Origin of the sequence: Sphaerisporangium melleum (assembly GCF_014646695.1) — a bacterium.
Taxonomy (GTDB): domain Bacteria; phylum Actinomycetota; class Actinomycetes; order Streptosporangiales; family Streptosporangiaceae; genus Sphaerisporangium; species Sphaerisporangium melleum.
The window spans coordinates 307-20,000 of record NZ_BMNT01000021.1 but is presented as its reverse complement, the minus strand read 5'-3'; the positions used below and the strand labels follow the sequence as shown (position 1 = coordinate 20,000).

17 protein-coding genes are annotated in these 19,694 nt (G+C 69.7%); 9 read left to right on the top strand and 8 right to left on the bottom strand.

Annotated elements, in window-relative coordinates:
- Positions 1–63 precede the first annotated feature (63 nt).
- Positions 64–1,569: an MFS transporter gene (locus IEY93_RS19315; RefSeq protein WP_229691270.1), complete on the top strand. Its 1,506-nt coding sequence runs from the start codon at positions 64–66 to the stop codon at positions 1,567–1,569.
- Between the two features lie 67 nt (positions 1,570–1,636).
- Here IEY93_RS19315 and IEY93_RS19310 read toward each other — a convergent pair whose 3' ends face one another.
- The gene (locus IEY93_RS19310; protein WP_189164489.1) at positions 1,637–4,711 is read right to left on the bottom strand and encodes a caspase, EACC1-associated type; all 3,075 of its coding nucleotides are present in this window, start codon (positions 4,709–4,711) and stop codon (positions 1,637–1,639) included.
- A gap of 3 nt (positions 4,712–4,714) precedes the next feature.
- Positions 4,715–5,119, bottom strand: coding sequence for an effector-associated constant component EACC1 (locus IEY93_RS19305; RefSeq protein ID WP_189164488.1), 405 nt, complete (start codon positions 5,117–5,119; stop codon positions 4,715–4,717).
- A gap of 406 nt (positions 5,120–5,525) precedes the next feature.
- Here IEY93_RS19305 and IEY93_RS19300 point away from each other — a divergent pair, with 406 nt between their 5' ends.
- The gene (locus IEY93_RS19300; RefSeq protein WP_189164487.1) at positions 5,526–6,365 is read left to right on the top strand and encodes an oxidoreductase; all 840 of its coding nucleotides are present in this window, start codon (positions 5,526–5,528) and stop codon (positions 6,363–6,365) included.
- A 153-nt stretch (positions 6,366–6,518) separates the two neighbouring features.
- Here the strand turns inward: IEY93_RS19300 and IEY93_RS19295 are convergent, their stop codons facing one another.
- A complete protein-coding gene (locus IEY93_RS19295) occupies positions 6,519–6,926 on the bottom strand; it encodes a four-helix bundle copper-binding protein (protein ID WP_189164486.1) in 408 nt (135 codons plus the stop codon).
- Between the two features lie 181 nt (positions 6,927–7,107).
- On the opposite strand from IEY93_RS19295, the gene IEY93_RS19290 reads away from it, so the two are divergent.
- The 3 genes from IEY93_RS19290 to IEY93_RS19280 all read left to right on the top strand — a co-directional run bounded on the left by IEY93_RS19290 (position 7,108) and on the right by IEY93_RS19280 (position 10,001).
- Positions 7,108–8,307, top strand: coding sequence for a cysteine desulfurase-like protein (locus tag IEY93_RS19290; RefSeq protein WP_189164485.1), 1,200 nt, complete (start codon positions 7,108–7,110; stop codon positions 8,305–8,307).
- A gap of 273 nt (positions 8,308–8,580) precedes the next feature.
- Complete coding sequence (locus IEY93_RS19285; RefSeq protein WP_189164484.1) at positions 8,581–9,669, top strand: trypsin-like serine peptidase; 1,089 nt, start codon at positions 8,581–8,583, stop codon at positions 9,667–9,669.
- Positions 9,670–9,770: 101 nt separating this feature from the next.
- Positions 9,771–10,001: a hypothetical protein gene (locus IEY93_RS19280; RefSeq protein WP_189164483.1), complete on the top strand. Its 231-nt coding sequence runs from the start codon at positions 9,771–9,773 to the stop codon at positions 9,999–10,001.
- Positions 10,002–10,033: 32 nt separating this feature from the next.
- Here the strand turns inward: IEY93_RS19280 and IEY93_RS19275 are convergent, their stop codons facing one another.
- From IEY93_RS19275 to IEY93_RS19255, 5 genes are all read right to left on the bottom strand, one after another.
- Positions 10,034–10,975: an AraC-like ligand-binding domain-containing protein gene (locus IEY93_RS19275; RefSeq protein ID WP_189164482.1), complete on the bottom strand. Its 942-nt coding sequence runs from the start codon at positions 10,973–10,975 to the stop codon at positions 10,034–10,036.
- 709 nt (positions 10,976–11,684) lie between these two features.
- Positions 11,685–11,894 (bottom strand): DUF397 domain-containing protein, encoded by a 210-nt coding sequence (locus IEY93_RS19270; RefSeq protein ID WP_189164481.1) that lies wholly within the window; start codon positions 11,892–11,894, stop codon positions 11,685–11,687.
- Between the two features lie 20 nt (positions 11,895–11,914).
- Positions 11,915–13,009 (bottom strand): hypothetical protein, encoded by a 1,095-nt coding sequence (locus IEY93_RS38315; protein ID WP_203968754.1) that lies wholly within the window; start codon positions 13,007–13,009, stop codon positions 11,915–11,917.
- Positions 13,010–13,581: 572 nt separating this feature from the next.
- Complete coding sequence (locus IEY93_RS19260; protein ID WP_189164480.1) at positions 13,582–14,109, bottom strand: hypothetical protein; 528 nt, start codon at positions 14,107–14,109, stop codon at positions 13,582–13,584.
- 391 nt (positions 14,110–14,500) lie between these two features.
- The gene (locus tag IEY93_RS19255) at positions 14,501–15,124 is read right to left on the bottom strand and encodes a helix-turn-helix domain-containing protein (protein WP_189164479.1); all 624 of its coding nucleotides are present in this window, start codon (positions 15,122–15,124) and stop codon (positions 14,501–14,503) included.
- 304 nt (positions 15,125–15,428) lie between these two features.
- On the opposite strand from IEY93_RS19255, the gene IEY93_RS19250 reads away from it, so the two are divergent.
- The 4 genes from IEY93_RS19250 to IEY93_RS19235 all read left to right on the top strand — a co-directional run.
- A complete protein-coding gene (locus IEY93_RS19250; RefSeq protein WP_189164478.1) occupies positions 15,429–15,602 on the top strand; it encodes an ATP-binding protein in 174 nt (57 codons plus the stop codon).
- Positions 15,603–15,871: 269 nt separating this feature from the next.
- Positions 15,872–16,240, top strand: coding sequence for a hypothetical protein (locus IEY93_RS19245; protein WP_189164477.1), 369 nt, complete (start codon positions 15,872–15,874; stop codon positions 16,238–16,240).
- Between the two features lie 171 nt (positions 16,241–16,411).
- The gene (locus IEY93_RS19240; protein WP_189164476.1) at positions 16,412–18,418 is read left to right on the top strand and encodes a glycoside hydrolase family 44 protein; all 2,007 of its coding nucleotides are present in this window, start codon (positions 16,412–16,414) and stop codon (positions 18,416–18,418) included.
- A gap of 301 nt (positions 18,419–18,719) precedes the next feature.
- Positions 18,720–19,694, top strand: a 975-nt coding sequence (locus IEY93_RS19235; RefSeq protein ID WP_229691269.1) for a glycoside hydrolase family 27 protein, incomplete at its 3' end; no start/stop codon positions are given.

Here is a 19,694-nt window from a genome sequence, read left to right as displayed (position 1 = left end):
CCAGGCGGGGCGGGGCAGGATGGGGTGTTCGGAGCACGCGGAACGTCGAGCATGATGGACCGCATGGACAAAGGCGGCATTCGTACCAAATCCCCTCAAGGCCGGTGGGTTCTGTTCGCCACCGTGCTCGGTTCGGGGATGGCCTTCCTGGACGGCACCGTGGTCAACGTGGCGCTGCCCCGGCTCGGCCACGACCTGGGCGCGTCGATGTCCGGGCTCCAGTGGACGGTGAACGCCTACACCCTCACCCTGGCCGGCCTGATCCTGCTCGGCGGCTCCCTCGGCGACCGGTACGGCAGGCGCAAGGTCTTCGTGACCGGAGTGATCTGGTTCGCCGTGGCCTCGGCGCTGTGCGGGCTGGCGCCGAACATCCAGACGCTGGTGGCGGCCCGCGCGCTCCAGGGCGTCGGCGGGGCGCTGCTCACCCCCGGCTCGCTCGCCATCATCCAGTCGTCCTTCGCCCGCGAGGACCGCCCGCGTGCCGTCGGCGCCTGGTCCGGGCTCGGCGGCGTCGCCGGCGCCGTCGGCCCCCTGCTCGGCGGCTGGCTGGTGGAGACGGCCGGCTGGCGCTGGGTCTTCCTGATCAACCTGCCGCTGGCCGCGCTGACCGTGGCGGTCGCCCTGCGGCACGTACCCGAGACCCGGGACGAGGCGGCGGACGGGCGCTTCGACGTGCTGGGCGCCGCGCTCGCCGCGCTCGCCCTGGCCGGCATCACCTACGGGCTGATCGAACGCGGGTCGGCCGTCCCGGTGGTCGCGGCGCTCGCCGGCGTCGCGCTGGGCGCGGCCTTCGTCGCGCTGGAGGTCCGCCGTTCCCGCGCCGGAGCCGCCGTGTCCGCGCTGGTGCCGGTCCGGGTGTTCTCCTCCCGCGAGTTCACCGCCGTCAACGTGGTCACGCTGATCATGTACGCGGCGATGGGCGTGGTGTTCTTCCTGCTCGTGGTGGAGCTGCAGGTCGCGGCCGGCTTCTCGCCCCTGGCCGCCGGATCGTCGATGCTCCCGGTGATGCTGCTGATGCTGGTGCTGTCCCCGCGCGCCGGCGAGCTCGGCAAGCGCATCGGGCCGCGCCTGCCGATGACCGTGGGCATCCTGCTGTGCACCGGCGGGCTGGTGCTCATGAGCCGGGTCGGCCCGGGGGCGTCCTACCTGCTGGACGTGCTGCCGGCGGTCGCGCTGTTCGGCCTGGGCCTGTCGGCCGCCGTCGCCCCGCTGACCGCCACCGTGCTGGCCACGGCCGAGGAGCGGTTCGCGGGAGTGGCGAGCGGGGTCAACAACGCGGTGGCGCGTACCGGCGGCCTGCTCGCCGTCGCTGCCATCCCCCCGCTGGTCGGCCTCACCGGCGCGGCCTACACCTCCCCGGAGGTCTTCACCGCCGGCTTCCGTTCCGCGATCCTGATCAGCGCCGCGATGATGGCCGGCGCCGCACTGCTCACCTTCCTCACCATCAGGACGAACGCCCTTGGCACTCCTTCGCGTGCCGCCGTCCCCGAGCGCAAGGCCGCCTGCAACCTCGACGCCCCGCCCCTCGAACCGTGCGAGCCCAGCGAAGAGGCCCGCGGACGCGGCTGACCAGGCCCCGGCGCGAACGCCCACGACGACCGGAAACGCCGGCCCGTGCCCGGGCACGCCCGCCGGGCTAGGCGTACAGACTGACGAGTTCGCTGGTCCCCGCGACGATGTCGACGATCGAGACACCGTCGAAGGTCGCCACGTACAGGTAGCGCCCGTCTGGGGCGACGGCGATCCCGGTCGCGTGCCTGCCCACCCTGATCGGACGGGTCGAGACCCGCCCTGCGGCCGGCAGGAAGGTCAGCAAGGCGTCGGACCAGCCGTTGGTGACATAGACCTCCTCGCCGTCACCGCTCACCGCGACGCCCGACCAGCCCTCGACACGGGCGCGCCGGCCGGACGCGCCGATGCTCACGTCGTACCACTTTCCGGTGGGAGGTTCGGCCTTGATGTCGACCTCCTGGAGGCCCTCGCCGGTCAGGTTCCATATCCCGCCGGTGCTGACGTACAGCCTCGTGCCGTCCGGGCTCACGGCCAGCCCGCCGGGCTCCCCCCGAGCGTCGTCGCGGGTCGGCACCTCCGTCCGTTGACCGGTCACCGGGTCGATCACGGAGACCTGACGAGAACCGCTGTCAGCGACGTAGATCCGCCCCTTCGGCCCGACGGCGAGGCCCCTGGGCCGGACTCCGACGGGGATGGGCGGCCGCGCCGCAGTCCCGGTGCGCGTGTAGATCACCGAGACGGTGGCGGAGTCGGTGTTGGCCACATAGACGTACCGGCCGTCCGGGGACACGGCGATGCCGGCGGGCCGGCTCCCCACGGTGATCGGCTGCCCGACGATGGCGTTGGTCCTGGTGTCCACCACCCGGACGGAGTTGGTGTCATGGCGGCTGATGTACGCGCGGTGACCATCTGAGCTGATCGCGATCTGGTAAAAACTCTGGAAGCCGCTCCCGAGCGCGACCGACCGTCCGACGGTACGCCTGGTGGCCGTGTCGATCCTCCACATCCGCGTGCCGCCCGAGCCCTTGATGTCCCCGACGGCGTACACGCGGGTGCCGTCCGGGCTGACCGCGACCGAGGTGACGAGGGCCGGAAACTCGTCGTAGCGCACCACCACGCCGAGCCCCGTCGCCGCGTTCAACGCGAGGAGGACCGGGAGGGCCGCCACTCCCAAGCGCCGGCGACCGTGGACCGGTGAGGCGGACGCCGCCTCCGGGACGCGTGCCCACACGACCGCGGCCAGGCAGAGCAGGGCCAGCGTGCCGGCGAACACGGCGACCGGTGCCACCATGGTCGGGGCCGGGGATGCGCCGTCCATGGCGAGCGCGACCATGGTGGCGAGGATGGCCGTGCCGCCTGCGATCCAACCGGCGAGCAGCGACAGCCCGAGACTGCGGGTGGCGGACGTGACCGCCGCGGCGGGCAGGACGAGAGCGAGCATGGCCGCCACCTGGAACGGCGCCGCCCACACCCTGACCTCCTCCTCCACCCGCTTCACCGCGGCGACGTCCGCCAAGGCACCGAGCAGGGCGAAGGCGCCGAGGATCGCAAGGACGAGCACCGCCCGCCGCGCCCAGGCGTGCGGCGGGACAGGACGCAGGCGCGCTGCGGGGTGTCGCCACAGTGTGTACAGAGCGCAGAGCGCGGCCCCGAGGAGGAGCACGTGCCCTGCGATCTCTCCCGGGAACCGGCCACCGAAGTCGAGCCCGGGCCGGAAGTCGCCGGCGAAGTAGGCCAGGCCCCATGCGGCGGCGGCGCCGATCCCGGCCAGGAAGCCGGGCCCCACGAGCGAGCGGGTCCGCGGTAGAACGGTCAGCGCGGCACCGAGCAGGGCCGCGAAGGCGAGGATGGCCGTATACCAGCCCAGGGCGGCTCCTGGGCCCGGTCCCACGGCGAAGTAGGACGCGCCGCTCCGTGCCGACGCCACGGCCGCCGCCCGAGAGCCGTTCCATTGGATCTGGCCCGCCACCAGCAGTCCCGCGGCCGCCAAAGCCAGGAGCGCGGCGGGGAGACCGGCGTCCAGGAACCACCTGACCGCCCGTGGGCGCCGCCGCCCGGAACGGGCGGAAGGACCACCCTCTCCCGCCACCTCTCCACTCGTGGCAACGCTTTTGCCGCGCTCCTCCGGCCGCTCGGACTGCCTCTTCACCGATTCGCGGCGCCCGCCGGGGTCATCGTCTTCCTCGTCCGGCCGTGGATCACGGACATCGCGGTGCTGCCGGCCAGAGAACCCGGAGCCCGCGTTGGCCGCCGGCTCGGAGCCGGCCGTCAGCCACCGCGCCGCCGCGGCGGAGACCTGCCTGCTGTCGTCGTCCGCCAGACGCTCGATCTCGCCCAGAACCGCGGCGCGCACGAACTCGTTGCCCTTCCCGTGGAGATCGGTGAGCCCTTCCAGTGCACCGAGCCTGACGGCTGGGATCGGGCTGGCCAGCGCGGCGCGGAGGTGCGCGGGGAGGGTCCAGCGGACGTTGCGGGCGACGACGATGCGGCCCTCGACGTCGTCCTGCTTCTTGGGCCGCTGCTGCGGCGTCTCGGCGACGACGCGTTCGTACACGTAGTCGTACAGCTCGTCGACGGTGATGTTCCCGTCCCGGTCGAGGTCGGCGTGCCCCTCGCGCAGACCCTCCACCAGGTGGTGGGTGAACACCGACCGCACGGCCTCACCCCGCAGCCGGTCGCCCTCGAAGGAGTACTGGGTGGCGTCGGAAGCGGTGAGGACCACACGCCCCCGGCCGCGGAAGCGCTCCAGGGAGTGCACCGCCGAGTCACCCTTCGCCAGGCGTCCGGACGGGAAAGCGCCGCTGTAGCGGCAGTCGAGGATGAGGATCTTCCGTCGCGAGGCGCACCCCTCCATCGCCTGGTCGATCTGCTCGGCCGAAAGGGCGGTGAACAGCAGGCTGTCGCGGCGGGTGTTGGCCATCGCGAGGAACAACCGGCCGGCGTCGTCCTTCAACCCGTGGCCGGTGAAGTACAGCAAGGTCACGTCGTTCCGCGATCGGTCACGGTAGAGCTCGGCGATGGCCTCGCCCACCCGGTGGTGCGGTTCGTTGACCAGCGTCGTGACCTCGAAGCCGGCGATCAGCGGATCGCTCAGCACACTGGAGAGCGCATCCGCGTCGTGTGCGGGCGCGGTCAGCCGCCGCAGCCCCGGATCCTCGTACGCGTAACAGGCGATCACCAGCGCCAACCGCCGCTCCACGGGTCACCCTCTCATGTGACGGCGTAAGAACGCCTCGACGAGGTCACGCTGCTGCTCGCGCGTGGCCCGCTCCAGCTCGATGGTGTCGCCGTCGATGGTGATCGTGATCCGGTGGCGGCCCGTCTGGCGGCCGAGCCAGTCGCGGACGACGTCGATCAGTGTCGGGAAGACTCCGCCGGCCGCGCTCAGTGCCACCATGATGGCCCCCAAGGTGACCGGGTCGGCGCCTTTCGCACCGGGCGGAGGCCGATCGCCGGGCGCGAAGCCGATCGACTCGACGTCCAGTTCGGCGAGTTCGACGCGCAGGTGCCGGGTGAGCCGCTCCCTTTGCTCGGGATCCGTCTCGGCCTCGGGCATGAGGAGCAGCGTCACGAGCAGACCGCCGTCCCGACCAGTGCCGCCGCTCATGCATGCTCCCCCTCACCTCGCACGCGACCAGAGCCGATCATCCTCCCGCCCGGCGGACGCTGACAAGTAATTCACGCCCACTCGCTTACCGTGACGGAATTAGACCGGAGTGCCGCGGATCCGCCGAGGTCGTCCACCGCGTACGTGTCAGCCGGCCGGGCCGGCCTTCAGGCCGGAGCGCGAGCGGCGCTCCGGCGGAGCAGCGGCCTGCACCGTGGCGGAGAGTCGTCCCGCCTCCTTGACATGCAGTTCCTTGTCGCATAAACCTGTCTTACAGCCACATCATTGTGACATATTTGCCGTCGACAGCCGCACCCGCGTTGCGCTCATGCGGGTGTCCGCCTCCGACGGCCTGATCCACTGACCGGTCCGGCCACTGCCGGCCGGGAGAGAACGAGGAACGACCATGACCAGGACCTGGCTCATCACCGGCAGCTCACGCGGCTTCGGACGCGAACTCGCCAAGGCCGCGCTCGGCCACGGCGACCACGTCGTCGCCACCGCCCGCCGGCCCGAGCAGCTCGACGACCTCGTCCGCGAGCACGGCGACCGCGTGCGCGCGTTCGCCCTGGACGTCACCGACCCCGAAGCCGCGCGCGCCGCCGTCGACCTCGCGGTGGCGGAGTTCGGCCGGCTCGACGTGGTGGTGAACAACGCCGGCTACGCCAACTCCTCGCCGATCGAGGAGACCTCCGACAAGGACTTCCGCGCCCAGGTGGAGGCCAACTTCTTCGGGGTCGTGAACGTCACCAAGGCCGCCCTGCCGGTGCTGCGCACCCAGCGGTCGGGGCACTTCGTGCAGTTCTCCTCCATCGGCGGCCGGGTGGGCGGCTCCCCGGGGCTGGCCGCCTACCAGTCGGCGAAGTTCGCCGTCGAAGGCTTCTCCGAGGTACTGAACAACGAGGTCAAGCCGCTGGGCATCAAGGTCACCATCGTCGAGCCCGGAGGCTTCCGCACCGACTGGGCCGGCTCGTCGATGACCATCCCGCCGGTCGGGCCGGACTACGAGCAGACCGTCGGCGCGATGAACCGCCGGCGCGCCGGCTTCGACCGCAACGCCCCGGGCGACCCCGCCCGCGCGGCGCGGATCCTCCTCGACATCGTCGCGCTCGACGAGCCGCCCCTGCGCCTGCTCCTCGGCTCGGACGCGGTGAAACTGGCCGACACCTCATCCCAGGCACGGGCCGCCGAGGCCGCGCAGTGGGCCGAGGTCAGCCGCTCCACCGACTTCCCGCCCGGCGAGTGACCACGGACCGGCGAGTCCGGGCACCCCGGCCGGGCGGGCCGCGCCGTGATTTCGCCCGGCCCGCCGGTGCTTCGCCGTGACCGGCGGGCCGGGCGCGCGTGTGCGACGCCCGATGAACGGGCGTCGCGCACGACGTCTGGAGGGGCGTTCCGCTCAGCCGAGCTTGGACATCAGCTCGTCGCAGGCCCGCTGGCAGCGGCGGCACGCCTCCGCGCACACCCGGCAGTGCTCGTGCATCCCGGCGTGCCGGTCGCACTCGTCGGCGCAGCTCTTGCACGCCTGCACGCACGCCAGCAGCTGTGCACGGGTCAGGTTCGCGTCATAGCCGGTGTGCCGGGACAACACGCGTCCGGTCGTCGCGCAGATGTCCGCGCAGTCCAGGTTGGTACGGATGCACCGGACCAGCTCGGTCACCGCGTCCTCGCTCAGGCAGGCGTCGGCGCACGCCGTACAGGTCTGGGCGCAGTCGAAGCACGCCTCGATGCACGCCGCCAGGGCCTGCCGGTCGATCCGTCCGAGATCGGCCGGATAGGTGTCGAGCATGGCACTCGCCTGTCCCATGATCGTCTCCTTCTGTTCCGGAATGCGGCCATCGAAATTCGCGTACCCGAGCGATCGACCACATAACGCCCAGCATCCGATGCTTGGCGCGCCCCCGACCCCACCATGACGGGACCCGGAGGGGTGGTTGGGCCTATCGTCAGGGCATTCGATGCGTTTATGGCCTTTGGGGGCATTTGCGATGTACGACGTGGCGGCGGTACGACGGCGGTTCCCGGCGCTGGCCGAAGGAGCGGCCCACTTCGACGGGCCCGGCGGCACCCAGGCGCCGGACGCCGTCGCCGACGCGGTGGCCGGGACGCTCCGCGCGGCCGTCGCCAACCGCGGGTCGCGCACCGCGGCCGAACGCCGGGCCGACGAGATCGTCCTCGCGGCCCGCCAGGCCATGGCCGACCTGCTCGGCGGCGTGCCCTCCGGCATCGTGTTCGGGCGCAGCATGACCCAGCTCACCTATGACCTGGCCCGCGCCCTGGCCAAGCAGTGGCGGCCCGGAGACGAGGTCGTCGTCACCCGCCTGGACCACGACGCGAACATCCGGCCGTGGGTCCAGGTGGCGGAGGCCCACGGGGTCACCGTCCGCTGGGCCGCGTTCGACCGCGACAGCGGCGTGCTGGACGTCGAGGACGTCGCCGGCCTGCTCGGCGACCGCACCCGCCTGGTGGCCGTCACCGGGGCGTCCAACCTGCTGGGCAGCCGGCCGGACATCCCGGCGATCGCCGAGCGGGTCCACGCGGCCGGCGCCCTGCTCTACCTGGACGGGGTCCACCTGACCCCGCACGCCCCAGTGGACGTCGCCGCGCTCGGCGCGGACTTCTACGCCTGCTCGCCCTACAAGTTCCTCGGCCCGCACCTCGGCGCGCTCGCCGCCGACCCCGCCCTGCTCGACGGCATCCACCCCGACAAGCTGCTGCCCGCGACCGACGCCGTCCCCGAGCGCTTCGAGCTCGGCACCCTCGCCTACGAACTGCTCGCCGGGACGACGGCGGCCGTCGACTTCCTGGCCGCCCTGGTCCCCGGCGGCGGAAGCCGGCGTGAACGCCTCCTCCGCTCGATGACCGAGCTGGAGCGGCACGAGCAGGCCATGCTCGAACGCCTGGAGCGCGGACTGGCCGCGATCGCGGCGGTGCGGCGGCACGGGTCGCCGGGCCGCAGGCGCACACCGACCACCCTGTTCTCCGTGGAGGGGGTCGCGCCGGCCGCGGCGCACGAGTTCCTCGCGGCACGCGGCGTCAACGCCCCGGCGGGAAACTTCTACGCACTGGAGTGCAGCCGGTGGCTCGGCCTGGGCGACGCCGGCGCCGTCCGGGCCGGCATCGCCCCCTACACCGACGAGTCCGACGTGGACCGCCTGGTCAAGGGAATCGCCGAACTGGCCGGCTGAGCCGCCCTCCCCCGCCGGCGCCGCCGTGCCGGGCTGATCGAGATCACCCGGAGCCATGGCTGAACCCGCCGTTTTCACCACTCGTTCATGAATTGGCGATCGGGACGTGAAATCAGTCCGGCAACGGCGGCCGGCCCCCTTGAAAAGGAGAGTTCCCGGCCCGGAAAAGTCCCGGGCCAAAACCTGCCCCACGAAAATCCGTCGTTTACAACGCCATGACTCCTGTGTAGCTTCGGGGCGTCGCGAATTCCCCGAAGCCTTTATGGAGGCTCCATGCGCGGATTTCGGTTACCCCCCTCGGCCAGGCGTGTGTTCATGGCCGCGGCCACCGTCGCGCTCATGGGCGGAGCCATGGTGGCCACCGCTCCGGTGAGCGGCGCCGCCGCACCGAGCGTGAACGACCCGGGAGCGGCCGTCGCCGTCCCGGCCCCCGTCAGCCCCGACGTCGCACAGGCGATGAGCACGGCACGGAAGAGCAGGTCACAGGCCGTGCTGGACTACTGGACCCAAGATCGCATGAGCAAGGCGATCCCGGTCAAGGAGCCCGCCCGCACGGCGCCTTCCCAGGACACCTCCGCCGACGCCGCGGCGGCGGCGATCCCCAGGAGCGTCCCGCCCGTGGCGCCGCTGTCCGGCAAGAAGGCGTTACCGGACAAGGCCGGGCGGGTGGCCGGTCAGGAGTCCGCCCAGCTCATGGTGAACGCGTCGATCACCGTGGGCAAGATCTTCTACCGCAACGCCGTGGACGGGCTCAACTACGTCTGCTCGGGCGCCTCGATCAACAGTACGTCCAAGCGCCTGGTGAGCACGGCCGGCCACTGCGTGCACGGCGGCGGCCCCAGCGGAACCTGGCACCAGAACTGGGTTTTCGTCCCCTACTACAACTTCGGAAACCGGCCGTACGGCTCGTTCCCCTCGAATTGGCTGGTCAGCTTCAACGGCTGGATCAACAACAGCGACTTCGATTACGACGTCGGCTTCGTGAAGACCGCGAACAACGCGAGCGGTCAGATCCTCGTCAACACCGTGGGCGGCCAGGGCATCCAGACCGGGCAGTCGAAGTCGCGTTTCCTGACCATGATGGGTTACCCGTCCGAATCTCCTTATCCGGGCGACTGGCAGTATTACTGCCAGAACACCACGTCCGCCTCCGGTTCGAACCAGATCACGATCGGCTGCCCGCTGACCCGCGGACAGAGCGGCGGTCCCTGGCTGTGGGCGTATGACGACAGCACCGGCCTCGGCTACATCAATGGCACGTCGAGCACGCTGAACCAGATCGTCAATCCCACCCAGTGGTGGAGCCCGTACTTCGACGGCCCCGACTGGGACCTCTTCAACTACGCCGATTCGTTAGTCTAGAAAGCGGCGAACGCGGGGCGCCCCGGCTCCGGCGCGCCCCGCACCCGCCTTTCCGGCCCCAGGTCGGCACCGGCACCTCCTGCCGATGGGAGGCACGAGTCATGGTCAAGACGATCATCGCGGCGGTGGGCACCGTGTTCCTGGTCGCCCTCGTCGTGGTCACGGTGCGCATCGTGACATCCCCGAGCGCGGACGTCGACGGCGTCGACCCGGCCGACCCCGCCGCGCCGACCGCGCACCGGGTCGAGAGCCCAGGGCCGGCCGAGGACTACTGGACGGAGGAGCGGATGCGCGACGCCTCACCCGCCCCCGCCCCCGTCCACACCGACTGAGCCCGCCGGGCAGGAAGCCGGGGCTCTGCCGGTCAGTGGAGCCGAGAGCGACGGATGTTCGCGGCGGTGTGGCCGAATTCGGCCTTGAACGCGCGGCCGAGGTGATCGGGGTCGAAGATGCCCCAACGGGCGGCGATCGCCGCGGTGGTGCGGTGGGCGTATGCGGGATCGATGAGGTCGCGGCGGATGCGGTGGAGTCGTTCGCGTTTGAGCCAGGCGGCAAAGGTCATGCCGCGTCGCTGGAGCAGTTTGTGAACGTGGCGGGCCGAGACCCCGTGGCGGCGTGCCACCGATTCGACCGACAGGGTGGGGTCACCCAGGTTGGCCAGTGCGTAGACGATGATCCGGTCGGTCAGTTCGGTGCGGGCGTCGACGCGTTCGGCGGTGGTGTCGGCGAACACGGTCATGATCAAGGAGGCGAGCGCGTCGGCGAGGCGGATGCCGGCGTGGGCGGGCACCTCATCGGTGGTGTCGAGCAGGTCTGACAGGAAGCCCGCGATGAGTGACCGGGTGCCGCGATCGCTGGGTATGGCGGTGACGGTGCGTCGGGTGATGAGGTCGGCCCCCGGGCCGAGCATCAACCTCGACAGGCCGATGACCACGAGGTCGCACCGGTCATTGCCGATCAGCTGGTAGGGCCGCGAGGTCTCATACGCGATCAGGTCGCCGGGTCTCACCACGGATTGTTTATCGTCCTGCGACACGATCAATTGCCCGCGCCGGTGCAGTGTGACTTTCACCAGATCGGGATCGGTGGAGGTGATCAGACGTGGCCGGCGCAGGACGGTGGCGGGGGTGTGTTGAATTCGGGTAAGGGTCACCGGGCCCAGATTCGTGTTGCGAACGATGGCATGGAAAGGCTTCTTCGCCAAGTCCTTGATCTGTAAGGGAACAAAGATCGAAGAGGCCGCCACCTGAAGGTCCTCGACCTGATCGAGATGAACGCCCACCCTGCTGGCGACCACAGTGAGCATGCCTCCCTTCGCATGCGTGCGTCGATGCCGGGGAAACAAAACGCTCTCATCGTGCATCGGCGGCCACGCACCACGCAACCAGGACGAAGCCCCTGGTCGATGGCGACCTGACCGGACTTCGGCCTCGTCCCCGGCCGTACGCCATTCGGCGGCAACCGGTTCGCGTTCCGGCGGTTCGGGTCACATCGGCAGGCCTAGCTTGAAGACGCTTTCACAGGACGGGTTCGAGGGGGCCCTTGCCGGCGCATCTGTTCCCGAGCCGGCTGCGGGAGATCTCGTGGTGGACACCGATGTTCAACTACGCCGACCTGTCCCGGCACGTCGCCTTCGGGCAGGCGTCCTCCGCCCGATCGGCGCTGACCCTGCTCGGCCGGCCGTCTTCGGCGCCTACGCGCTGTACGGCTACCGCCGGGCCGGTCGCAAGGCATGACCGCGAGCGGACTCCCGTACGAGGCGGGACGGGGCGGAGCCGGCACAGGGGCCCGGCTCCGCCCACCCGAGCCGGCGTGCGGGAGCCGACCGCTGCCGATGGCCACCACCGGACGGCGGATCCACATCGCGCGTTCTCGTGCCGGACACCGGTTCCGTACCCGGCGACCGACGCCCCACCGGCAGGTCACGGGCGCAGGCGGATGGACAGGCCAGGAGATCGCGGTCAGGTTGATGCGGGAGCGAGCCGTCCACGCCCACACGGGACGGTCAGGCGCGATCAGCGGTCGAACGCTCCTCGTGCGACGCCGTCGAGGAAGCGGCCCCACTCGTGCGGGGTGAACACCAGCATCGGCCCCGAGGGATTTTTAGAGTCCCGCACCGCGACGACCCCCGGCACGTTCCCCGCCACCTCCACGCAACCGCCCCCGGTGTCCCCGCTCCTCCGCGACTTCCGCCACGCTGCTTTCGTCAGATCCGGCTGCGCCATTGCTCGCATCCATGGGGTCATCACTCGACGACCCAGAAGCTCCAGTTGCCGGGCGCCAGGGGCCAGGACGGATCCGGTAGCCAGCCCGGTGGCGGTTCCCAGCCCTCCGGGGGCGGCGGCCAGCCCGGCGGTACGGCGAATCTGATCCGAGACGGTTTCGGCGGAATAGGCCTGTGGGGTCGAATGGCGGCTGGACCGTCTAGCAACGGACCGGCCCCCGTGAACGTCTCTGGCTGCTGCCTCGTCGACGCGTTCGACGAGGTGTGACCGATCTCGCCTGGCCAGTCATTGGGCAGCTCATGCGCTCGGACACAATGCAGGGTCACCTCGGCCTTGAGATGGTTCCCTTTCAGCTTCGCCCTGGAGGCGGCCAGGTATCCGATGCCGTCAAGATGACGGATCGCCGGAAGCAGCTCCCCGCTCATCTTCGGCGTCAGTTGCCCGACACGGTTCCCGTCGAGTCGCACCTCGACGAGCTGTTTGACCGTACGCCCGCTGGAATCACTCACCTCGTGCAGCGTTACGTACGCATAGCTCTCCCCCTCCGGCCGGAGCAGCGGTCTGATCTCGGCCAGGTGATGCTCCTCCCCGCTCACCTGAATGGACCCGCCCTGCGGCAGCACGACATGCAGCCCTTGCGGCGCAGCGTTCACAGGCAGGCAAAGATGTGGCTCGGCGAGCGCGATGCTGACACGTGCTCTGAACTGCTCAGTCAGCGCTATACGCCCAGATCGGTCATAGCCGTTGTCGGTGAGCATTCCCCCCCAGACCCGGCACGGCACACGGGCGACGAAGCCCATACCCGCTAGGTGGTTGAGTAGGCCTTGATACCTGACAGCGTCTTTTCGTGGGAGGTACCCGACAGTCTCGTGCTGGATCAACACCGCCACCGCACTCGGATCATGGCGGTTGGCCGGCTCGGGCACCAGAAGTGCGCTTGTCTCGAACTCGTCAAGCCCGCCCGTGCCCGCCCGTAACACTCTTTCCAAAGCGGGCAGGTAATGGCTCTCTCCAGCGACCTCCTGGTTGCACCAGCCGCTGTGCCCCCAGAGGTCGAAAGGAGTCAGGCGTGCAGCCTGGCCGTGCGTGGTACTGCTGCCTTTGCCTATGACCATCGATTTTCCTGTTCGTCGTGCGCGGTGAAACTCAAGCTGAACGACAGGATAGGGAATCGAGAGCGCCTCAGATACCGCATGGCATCAACCGGTCTCACAAAGAAGCCAGACCGACGCTCAGGGCGGCCAGCCGTGATCTTGATGTCGTTGGTCGAACTGTTCCGACCCCCCGGACGATGTCCTCGACTTTGGGCCGAAGCCCGCGCAGCCCGGCGCGGAGGACGCCATCCAGGACGTCTACAACGCCGAGGCGGCGGTCAAGACGTGCGCCCGGCTCTACAGCGCGAATTTCCCCGAAGCCGTCAAGAAAGTCACTAACGTGACCTCTGAACCGCACCGGGTTCGATAGAGCCTCCATCAGACCCGGATCACTTCGATCGACGCTGGGCTTCGACCCCGCCCGTTTCCAGACGAAGCCGCCGGCCAGCTACCGGGCCTCCTGGCAGCCACCCGGACCGGACTTCCACCGGCAAGCGACGACGAGCTTACGAACAACAAGATCAGCCGCTATGTCAGCGTTTCACCTCCTGCTCTGCTGGGCGCACGAAAAACGCTCAGTGATGAGAAAATGTTCAGTAGTAACACTGGAGTTGCATGTGGTCGAAGCGGATGTAGGTTCTGACGCCGTTGTTGTTGCCGTAGATGACCTGCAGGTAGATTTCCCCGTAGGATTGCAGGTTGAGTCCGGTTATGTAGACCTGCCTGTAGCCGCCTCCGGCGACCCACGGATAGGTTTCCGCGATGACGCGCCACCCGTTCGGGTCCCAGATCTGCAGGCCAACCTGCGCGCCGGAGGCCAGGACGTTGAACCAGACGGCCGCCGAGCAGTTGAAGCGAGGGCTCATACTGGCGAGGGGTTTGCGGATCCGGTTGGCGGCCCAGCCGTTGCCCACGTAGAGCCAGCCGTCGTTCAGCCCCGAATAGGCCACCCCTCCGTTGATGTCGTAGCCGGCGACGCCGTCTCCTTGGCCACCTCCCTCCCATGTGGTCCAGGGGGTCGGTCCTTCGAGGCTGTCGACCCAGTCGATGAGTCCTGCGTGGGCCGGGGAGGCGGTGCCCGCCACCGTTCCGGTCGAGGCGACCACGATGGCGATCAGCAAGGCCAGCGCCCGGCGTAATCGCGTTCTACGGATTAGTGTGTTCAAGATTCCTCCGGAAAGGGCGTTGGGGAGTCCGGGACAAGTCGAGTATGGACGCGCCCACGACCGCCGTCTATTTAAGGTCGGGCGAACCGGGATTGCGGGCGCCCGAAACATGGTGCCGCCTGGATGAATCCTCGTATCCAGCGGAATGCTGCGCGCTTTACCGGGCGCGCCCGGGACCGGCCACCGGAATATGCCCATTCCATCAGCCTTTTCATCCCCGTGCGAGGGCTGGCCGGTCACAGCATGATCGCGGGTTGGGCGTCTGGCCGTAGACATAGTGCAGCCCCTGGTAGATGAGTTGAACGACCAAGAACAACCATCTCCACCAAGGACTTCAAATGCTTTTCTACCGTGCCGCGGTCGCTTTGTCGCGTTCAACTACGTCACCGGAGTGATCCGCCGGCACCGCAAGAGCATCGGGTCCGATCCGGACCTCCGGACCGCCCACCGGACGGTTGAGCACTCCCTCATCGAGCAGGGCCCACAGGGCGAACGGCGGGTCGTCCCGGTCCAGCACCAACTTACGTTGCATCCGACTGGCAAGACGCCGATCCACTTCGGCCGCCGAGATCATCGGCGCGCGACGGAAGATCTGCCTGGCGTACGACTCCACTTGCAGCAACCCCGGAGCCAGCAAGGGATCCCACGTACGCAGAACCCCGGCGCGCGGCTCGATTTCCTCCACCCAGCGCAAGTGGTAGCGCGGTCCACCATCAGGAGCGTTCATCAGGCGATATAGCGCGACAAAATGTGATGTCGCGGACAGGCCGAAGATCTGATCGAGCCTTTCCGCGTGGTCCCGCGACGGCCTGCGTTTACCCAGTTCGAACTGCGAAACAAGGCCCTGAGAACAACCGAGGCGTTCTCCGATGCGCGCCTGCGAGAGCCCGGCGTCCTTGCGATACGCGCGGAGGTCCGCAGCGAACCGTTCGAGGGGCGAGCTTTCCCGAGCCCCGGCTTCACTCTTCACGGCCGCTCCAAACATGGGGACGAGTCGAAGCGGGAACGACAACCGACGGCGGTCTACGGCGGCTTACGACAGCCCGTCGTGAATCGCCGTTCTTCGCCGTTCGGCGGCGTTCCGGTACGCCGCGGAGCGTCGGGGCCGCGCGGCGGTTCGTCCGGGAGACGCTGGGCGACGATCACCCTGCCCTGGACGACGTGACCCTCCTCGTCTCCGAACTGGTGACCAACGCGCTGGCGCACACCGACTCCACCTGGACGGTGGAACCGTCAAGCTCACCCTCGGCGAACTGCCCGGTCGCAGGCTGCACGTGGTCGTCCTCGACGACGGTTCGCCGTGCGCGGCTCCCAGCCCGCGCACCGCCGGCGCGGCGGACGAGAACGGGCGTGGCCTCGCGATCGTGCGGAATCCGGCCAGACGCTGGGGCACCTACCGCGACGGCGCCCGCCGCGCCGTCTGGTTCCAGATCGTCTTCCAGGAGTAGCGGCCACCGGAATCCGCGCGATCCAGGCGGCACGGGAACGATCGAGGCCACGACATCAGCCAGGTCCGGACGGCAATGGAATTTCCAGTTCGACCGATAATGACGGCGCGATGTTTCGGGCACCCGTATTCGGGGCGATGTTGACAATTATCCGGGATCGACGGTCAATCAATGGGCCGATCCGTCGGGAATCAACGGACTCCGGCCGGATGAAAAACACGCGTGGCGTCAATGGATGCCACGCGGAATCGCGACAGAAGGGAAACGAGATGAGGCTTGCTCAACGATGCGTCCTCACCGTGCTGGCGCTGGCCGCGCTGCTGGTGACGCCGCTCGGCGGGGGCGCGGCGTGGGCTTCGCCGGGCGCCGGATCACACGGTGCCTTCGCCGTCACCGCCTTGCGTGACCTGCCCGACGGCGTCGCGCGGACCACGACCGTGGAGGCGGAGGAGAGCACCTGCACCCCCGAGTTCGGCCCGGGCGTCCGGATCACCTTCTACTGCGACATCAAGCAACTGAGCACGCTCCTCGTCTACTGCGAGGGCGTAACGGTCATCGTCACCCTGAACCCCGGAAGGTGGAAGACGTCGGGGAGCTGCCCGGGCTATCGCGGTTACCGTCTGGTGCCCGGGAGCTGAGCGCGGCTCGCACGGCTGAAAGTTTCAGCAGCTCAGTGAGGCTGACCAGGGAATGCGCGAAAGGCCGGCGCCCGGATTCTGGACCGGTTAAGGCGCGAGCAGCAGCATCTGGCCGGTAGCCGCCACCGGCCGCGCCGGGGGCACGTACCCACTTCGAGGAGGCCACCCGCCATGGCACCGCACCGGACCTGGCTCACCCTGGCCGCGACGGCCCTGCTGGCGACCGCCGCAACCGCTCTGCCCGCGCGGGCCGCCGGCGGCGCGGCGGGCACGGGTTCCGCCGCCGAGGCCGGCCCGGCCCTGACGGTGGACCTCAGCGCGCCGACCCACCCCATCAGCCCGTACGTCTACGGCATGAACTTCACCGAGGAGGCGCTGGCCAAGGAGCTGCGCCTCCCGGTGCGCCGCTGGGGCGGCAATGCCACCACCCGGTACAACTTCCGGCTGGACACCACCAACCGGGCGTCCGACTGGTTCTTCGAGAACATCGCGGGTGAGAACGCGAACCCGGACGCGCTGCCCGACGGCTCGGAGACCGACCGGTTCGTCGACCAGGACCGGCGTACCGGCACCGACAGCGTCATCACGCTCCCGCTGATCGGCTGGGCGCCCAAGGAGCGGGCCAAGGCGTGCGGGTTCAGCGTCGAGAAGTACGGCCCGCAGCAGTCGACCGACCAGTGGGCGCCGGACTGCGGCAACGGCGTCCGGCCCGACGGCACGCTCATCACCGGCAACGACCCGCACGACACCAGTGTCGAGATCGGGTCCGAGTACGTCACCGACTGGATGGCCCACCTGCGCGGCCGGTACGGCGACGCCGCCGGCGGCGGGGTGAAGTTCTACAACCTGGACAACGAGCCGGACATCTGGCACTCGACGCACCGCGACGTCCATCCGGCCGGGGCCTCCTACGACGAGATGCGCGACCGCACCTACGAGATCGCCGCCGCGGTCAAGGCCGCCGACCCGAAGGCCCGGACGCTCGGCCCGGTCGGCTGGGGCTGGTCGTCGCTGACCCTTTCGGGGTCCGACCAGCAGCGGTGCGCGATCGAGGGCTGCTGGAGCAACCCGCCCGACCAGGCCGCGCACGGCGGGGTGCCGTTCGGCGAATGGTACCTGGGGCAGATGCGGGCGTACGAGGCGTCGCACGGCGTGCGCATCCTGGACTACTACGACAACCACTGGTACCCGCAGGCCGGGGTGTTCGGCGGCGACCCCGCCGACCCCGGTGACGCGGCCAAGCAGGCGCTGCGGCTGCGCCAGACCCGCACCCTCTGGGACCGCACCTACACCGACGAGAGCTGGATCGGGCAGCCGGTGTACCTCATCCCCCGGATGAAGGACATGGTCGCCAGGAACTACCCCGGCACCAAGGTCGCCATCACCGAGTACAACTTCGGCGCGCTCGGTTCGCTGAACGGCGCCCTGGCCCAGGCGGACGTGCTCGGCATCCTCGGCCGCGAGGGCGCGGACCTCGCCACGCTGTGGGACCCGCCCACCTCCGGTCAGCCCGGCGCGTACGCCTTCCAGATGTACCTCAACTACGACGGCAAGGGCGGCCGGTTCGGTGACACCTCCGTCCTGTCCGGCAGCGCCGACCAGGGACGGCTCGCCGTCTACGGCGCCAAGCGCAACGCGGACGGCGCCCTGACGCTGATGGTGGTCAACAAGACCGGCTCGGACCTGACCAGCCCGATCACCATCGACGGCGGCGCCCCGGGCGGCACCGCGCAGGTCTACCGGTACAGCGGCGCCGACCTGGCCGCCATCGGCCGCGAGGCCGACCTGCCGCTGCGCACGACCGCCGTGAAGCCCGGCGCGTCCGCCCCGCGGGCGACCGCGTCCGCGACGTTCCCGGCCAACTCGATCACCGCGCTGGTCGTCGCCGACACGGTGCCGCCCTGCGCGCCGTCCGGGCTGCGCGCCGGCGCTACGACGGCGCACTCCGTCGCGCTGAGCTGGAGCCCGGCCAAGGACAACGTCGCCGTCAAGGGGTACCTGGTGTCGCGGCAGAGCGCGGGTGAGCCGGTGAAGACCACCGAGGTCACCGCGGCCAAGGCCACGATCTCCGAGCTCTCCCCCGGCCGCCGGTACACCTTCTGGGTACAGGCCCGTGACCTGGCCGGCAACCTCGGCCCGAAGTCCGCGCCACTCCAGGTGACCACCCCGCGCCGCTGAGACCGGACGCCGGGCGAGGCGCTGTGATCACCTCGCCCGGCTCGTCCGCGCTCGTGGTGCGATGGAACTGAAACGTTCAGCGGCGCTGCGGCGTCGGCGCAGTTCGCGGGGCTTCGGCCCGTACCGCGCTTGACCCGTCGCCAGAGGCGCGAGCACGCTCCGCTGGACCAGCCACGCCTTCGCGCGTGCCGTCGACCAAAGCGTTGTTAACGCTCACAACAGGATTGATCGGTTCGGGACCTTCCCGTGCGAGCCGGATGCACGGGCCGAGCCGGTCGGACTCTCCCCCGAGGAGCCCTCGATGACCTCAACGATCCCCAAGACCTCGATGACCAGGAGACGGGTGCGGGCCGTGCTGGCCCCGGCCGTGTCGGCGGTGGTGGCCGTGGCCTCGGCCGCGGTGGTGGTGACCACCGGTGCGGCGCCGGCGCAGGCGCTGGAGAACGGGGTGGGGCGGACGCCGCCGATGGGATGGAACAGCTGGAACACCTTCGGGTGCAACATCAGTGAGTCGCTGATCAAGCAGATGGCCGATGCGATCGTGAACTCGGGGCTGCGGGATCTGGGCTACCAGTACGTGGTGGTGGACGACTGCTGGATGAACTCCACCCGGGACTCCTCAGGGAACCTGCAGGCCAACGCCTCGCGGTTCCCGTCGGGGATGAAGGCGCTGGGGGACTATCTGCACGGCAAGGGGCTGAAGTTCGGGATCTACCAGGCGCCGCTGGACAAGACCTGCGCGCAGTACTTCGGGTCGTATGCGGGGGCGACGGGTGCGCAGGGGCATGAGGCGCAGGACGCCCGGCAGTTCGCCGCCTGGGGGGTGGACTACCTCAAGTACGACTGGTGCTCGCCGAGCGGGACGATCGATGACCAGGTGCGCACGTTCGCCAAGATGCGGGACGCGCTGGCGGCGGCGGGGCGGCCGATCCTGTACAGCATCAACTCCAACAGCATTCATTCCAAGACCGGGCCGCAGCGCAACTGGGGTGATGTGGCCAACATCTGGCGGACCACCGAGGACATCACCAACAAGTGGGACACCGGTCAGACCAACGGGTACCCGATGGGCATCCAGAACATCGTGAACGTCACCGTGCCGCTGGCCGGGTACGCCAGGCCGGGGGCGTTCAACGACACCGACATGATGGAGGTCGGCCGGGGCGGGATGAACGACACCGAGATGCGCAGTCACATGGCGCTGTGGTCGATCCTGGCCTCGCCGCTGATCCTGGGCAACGACGTGCGCAACATGGACTCGGCCACCCAGACCATC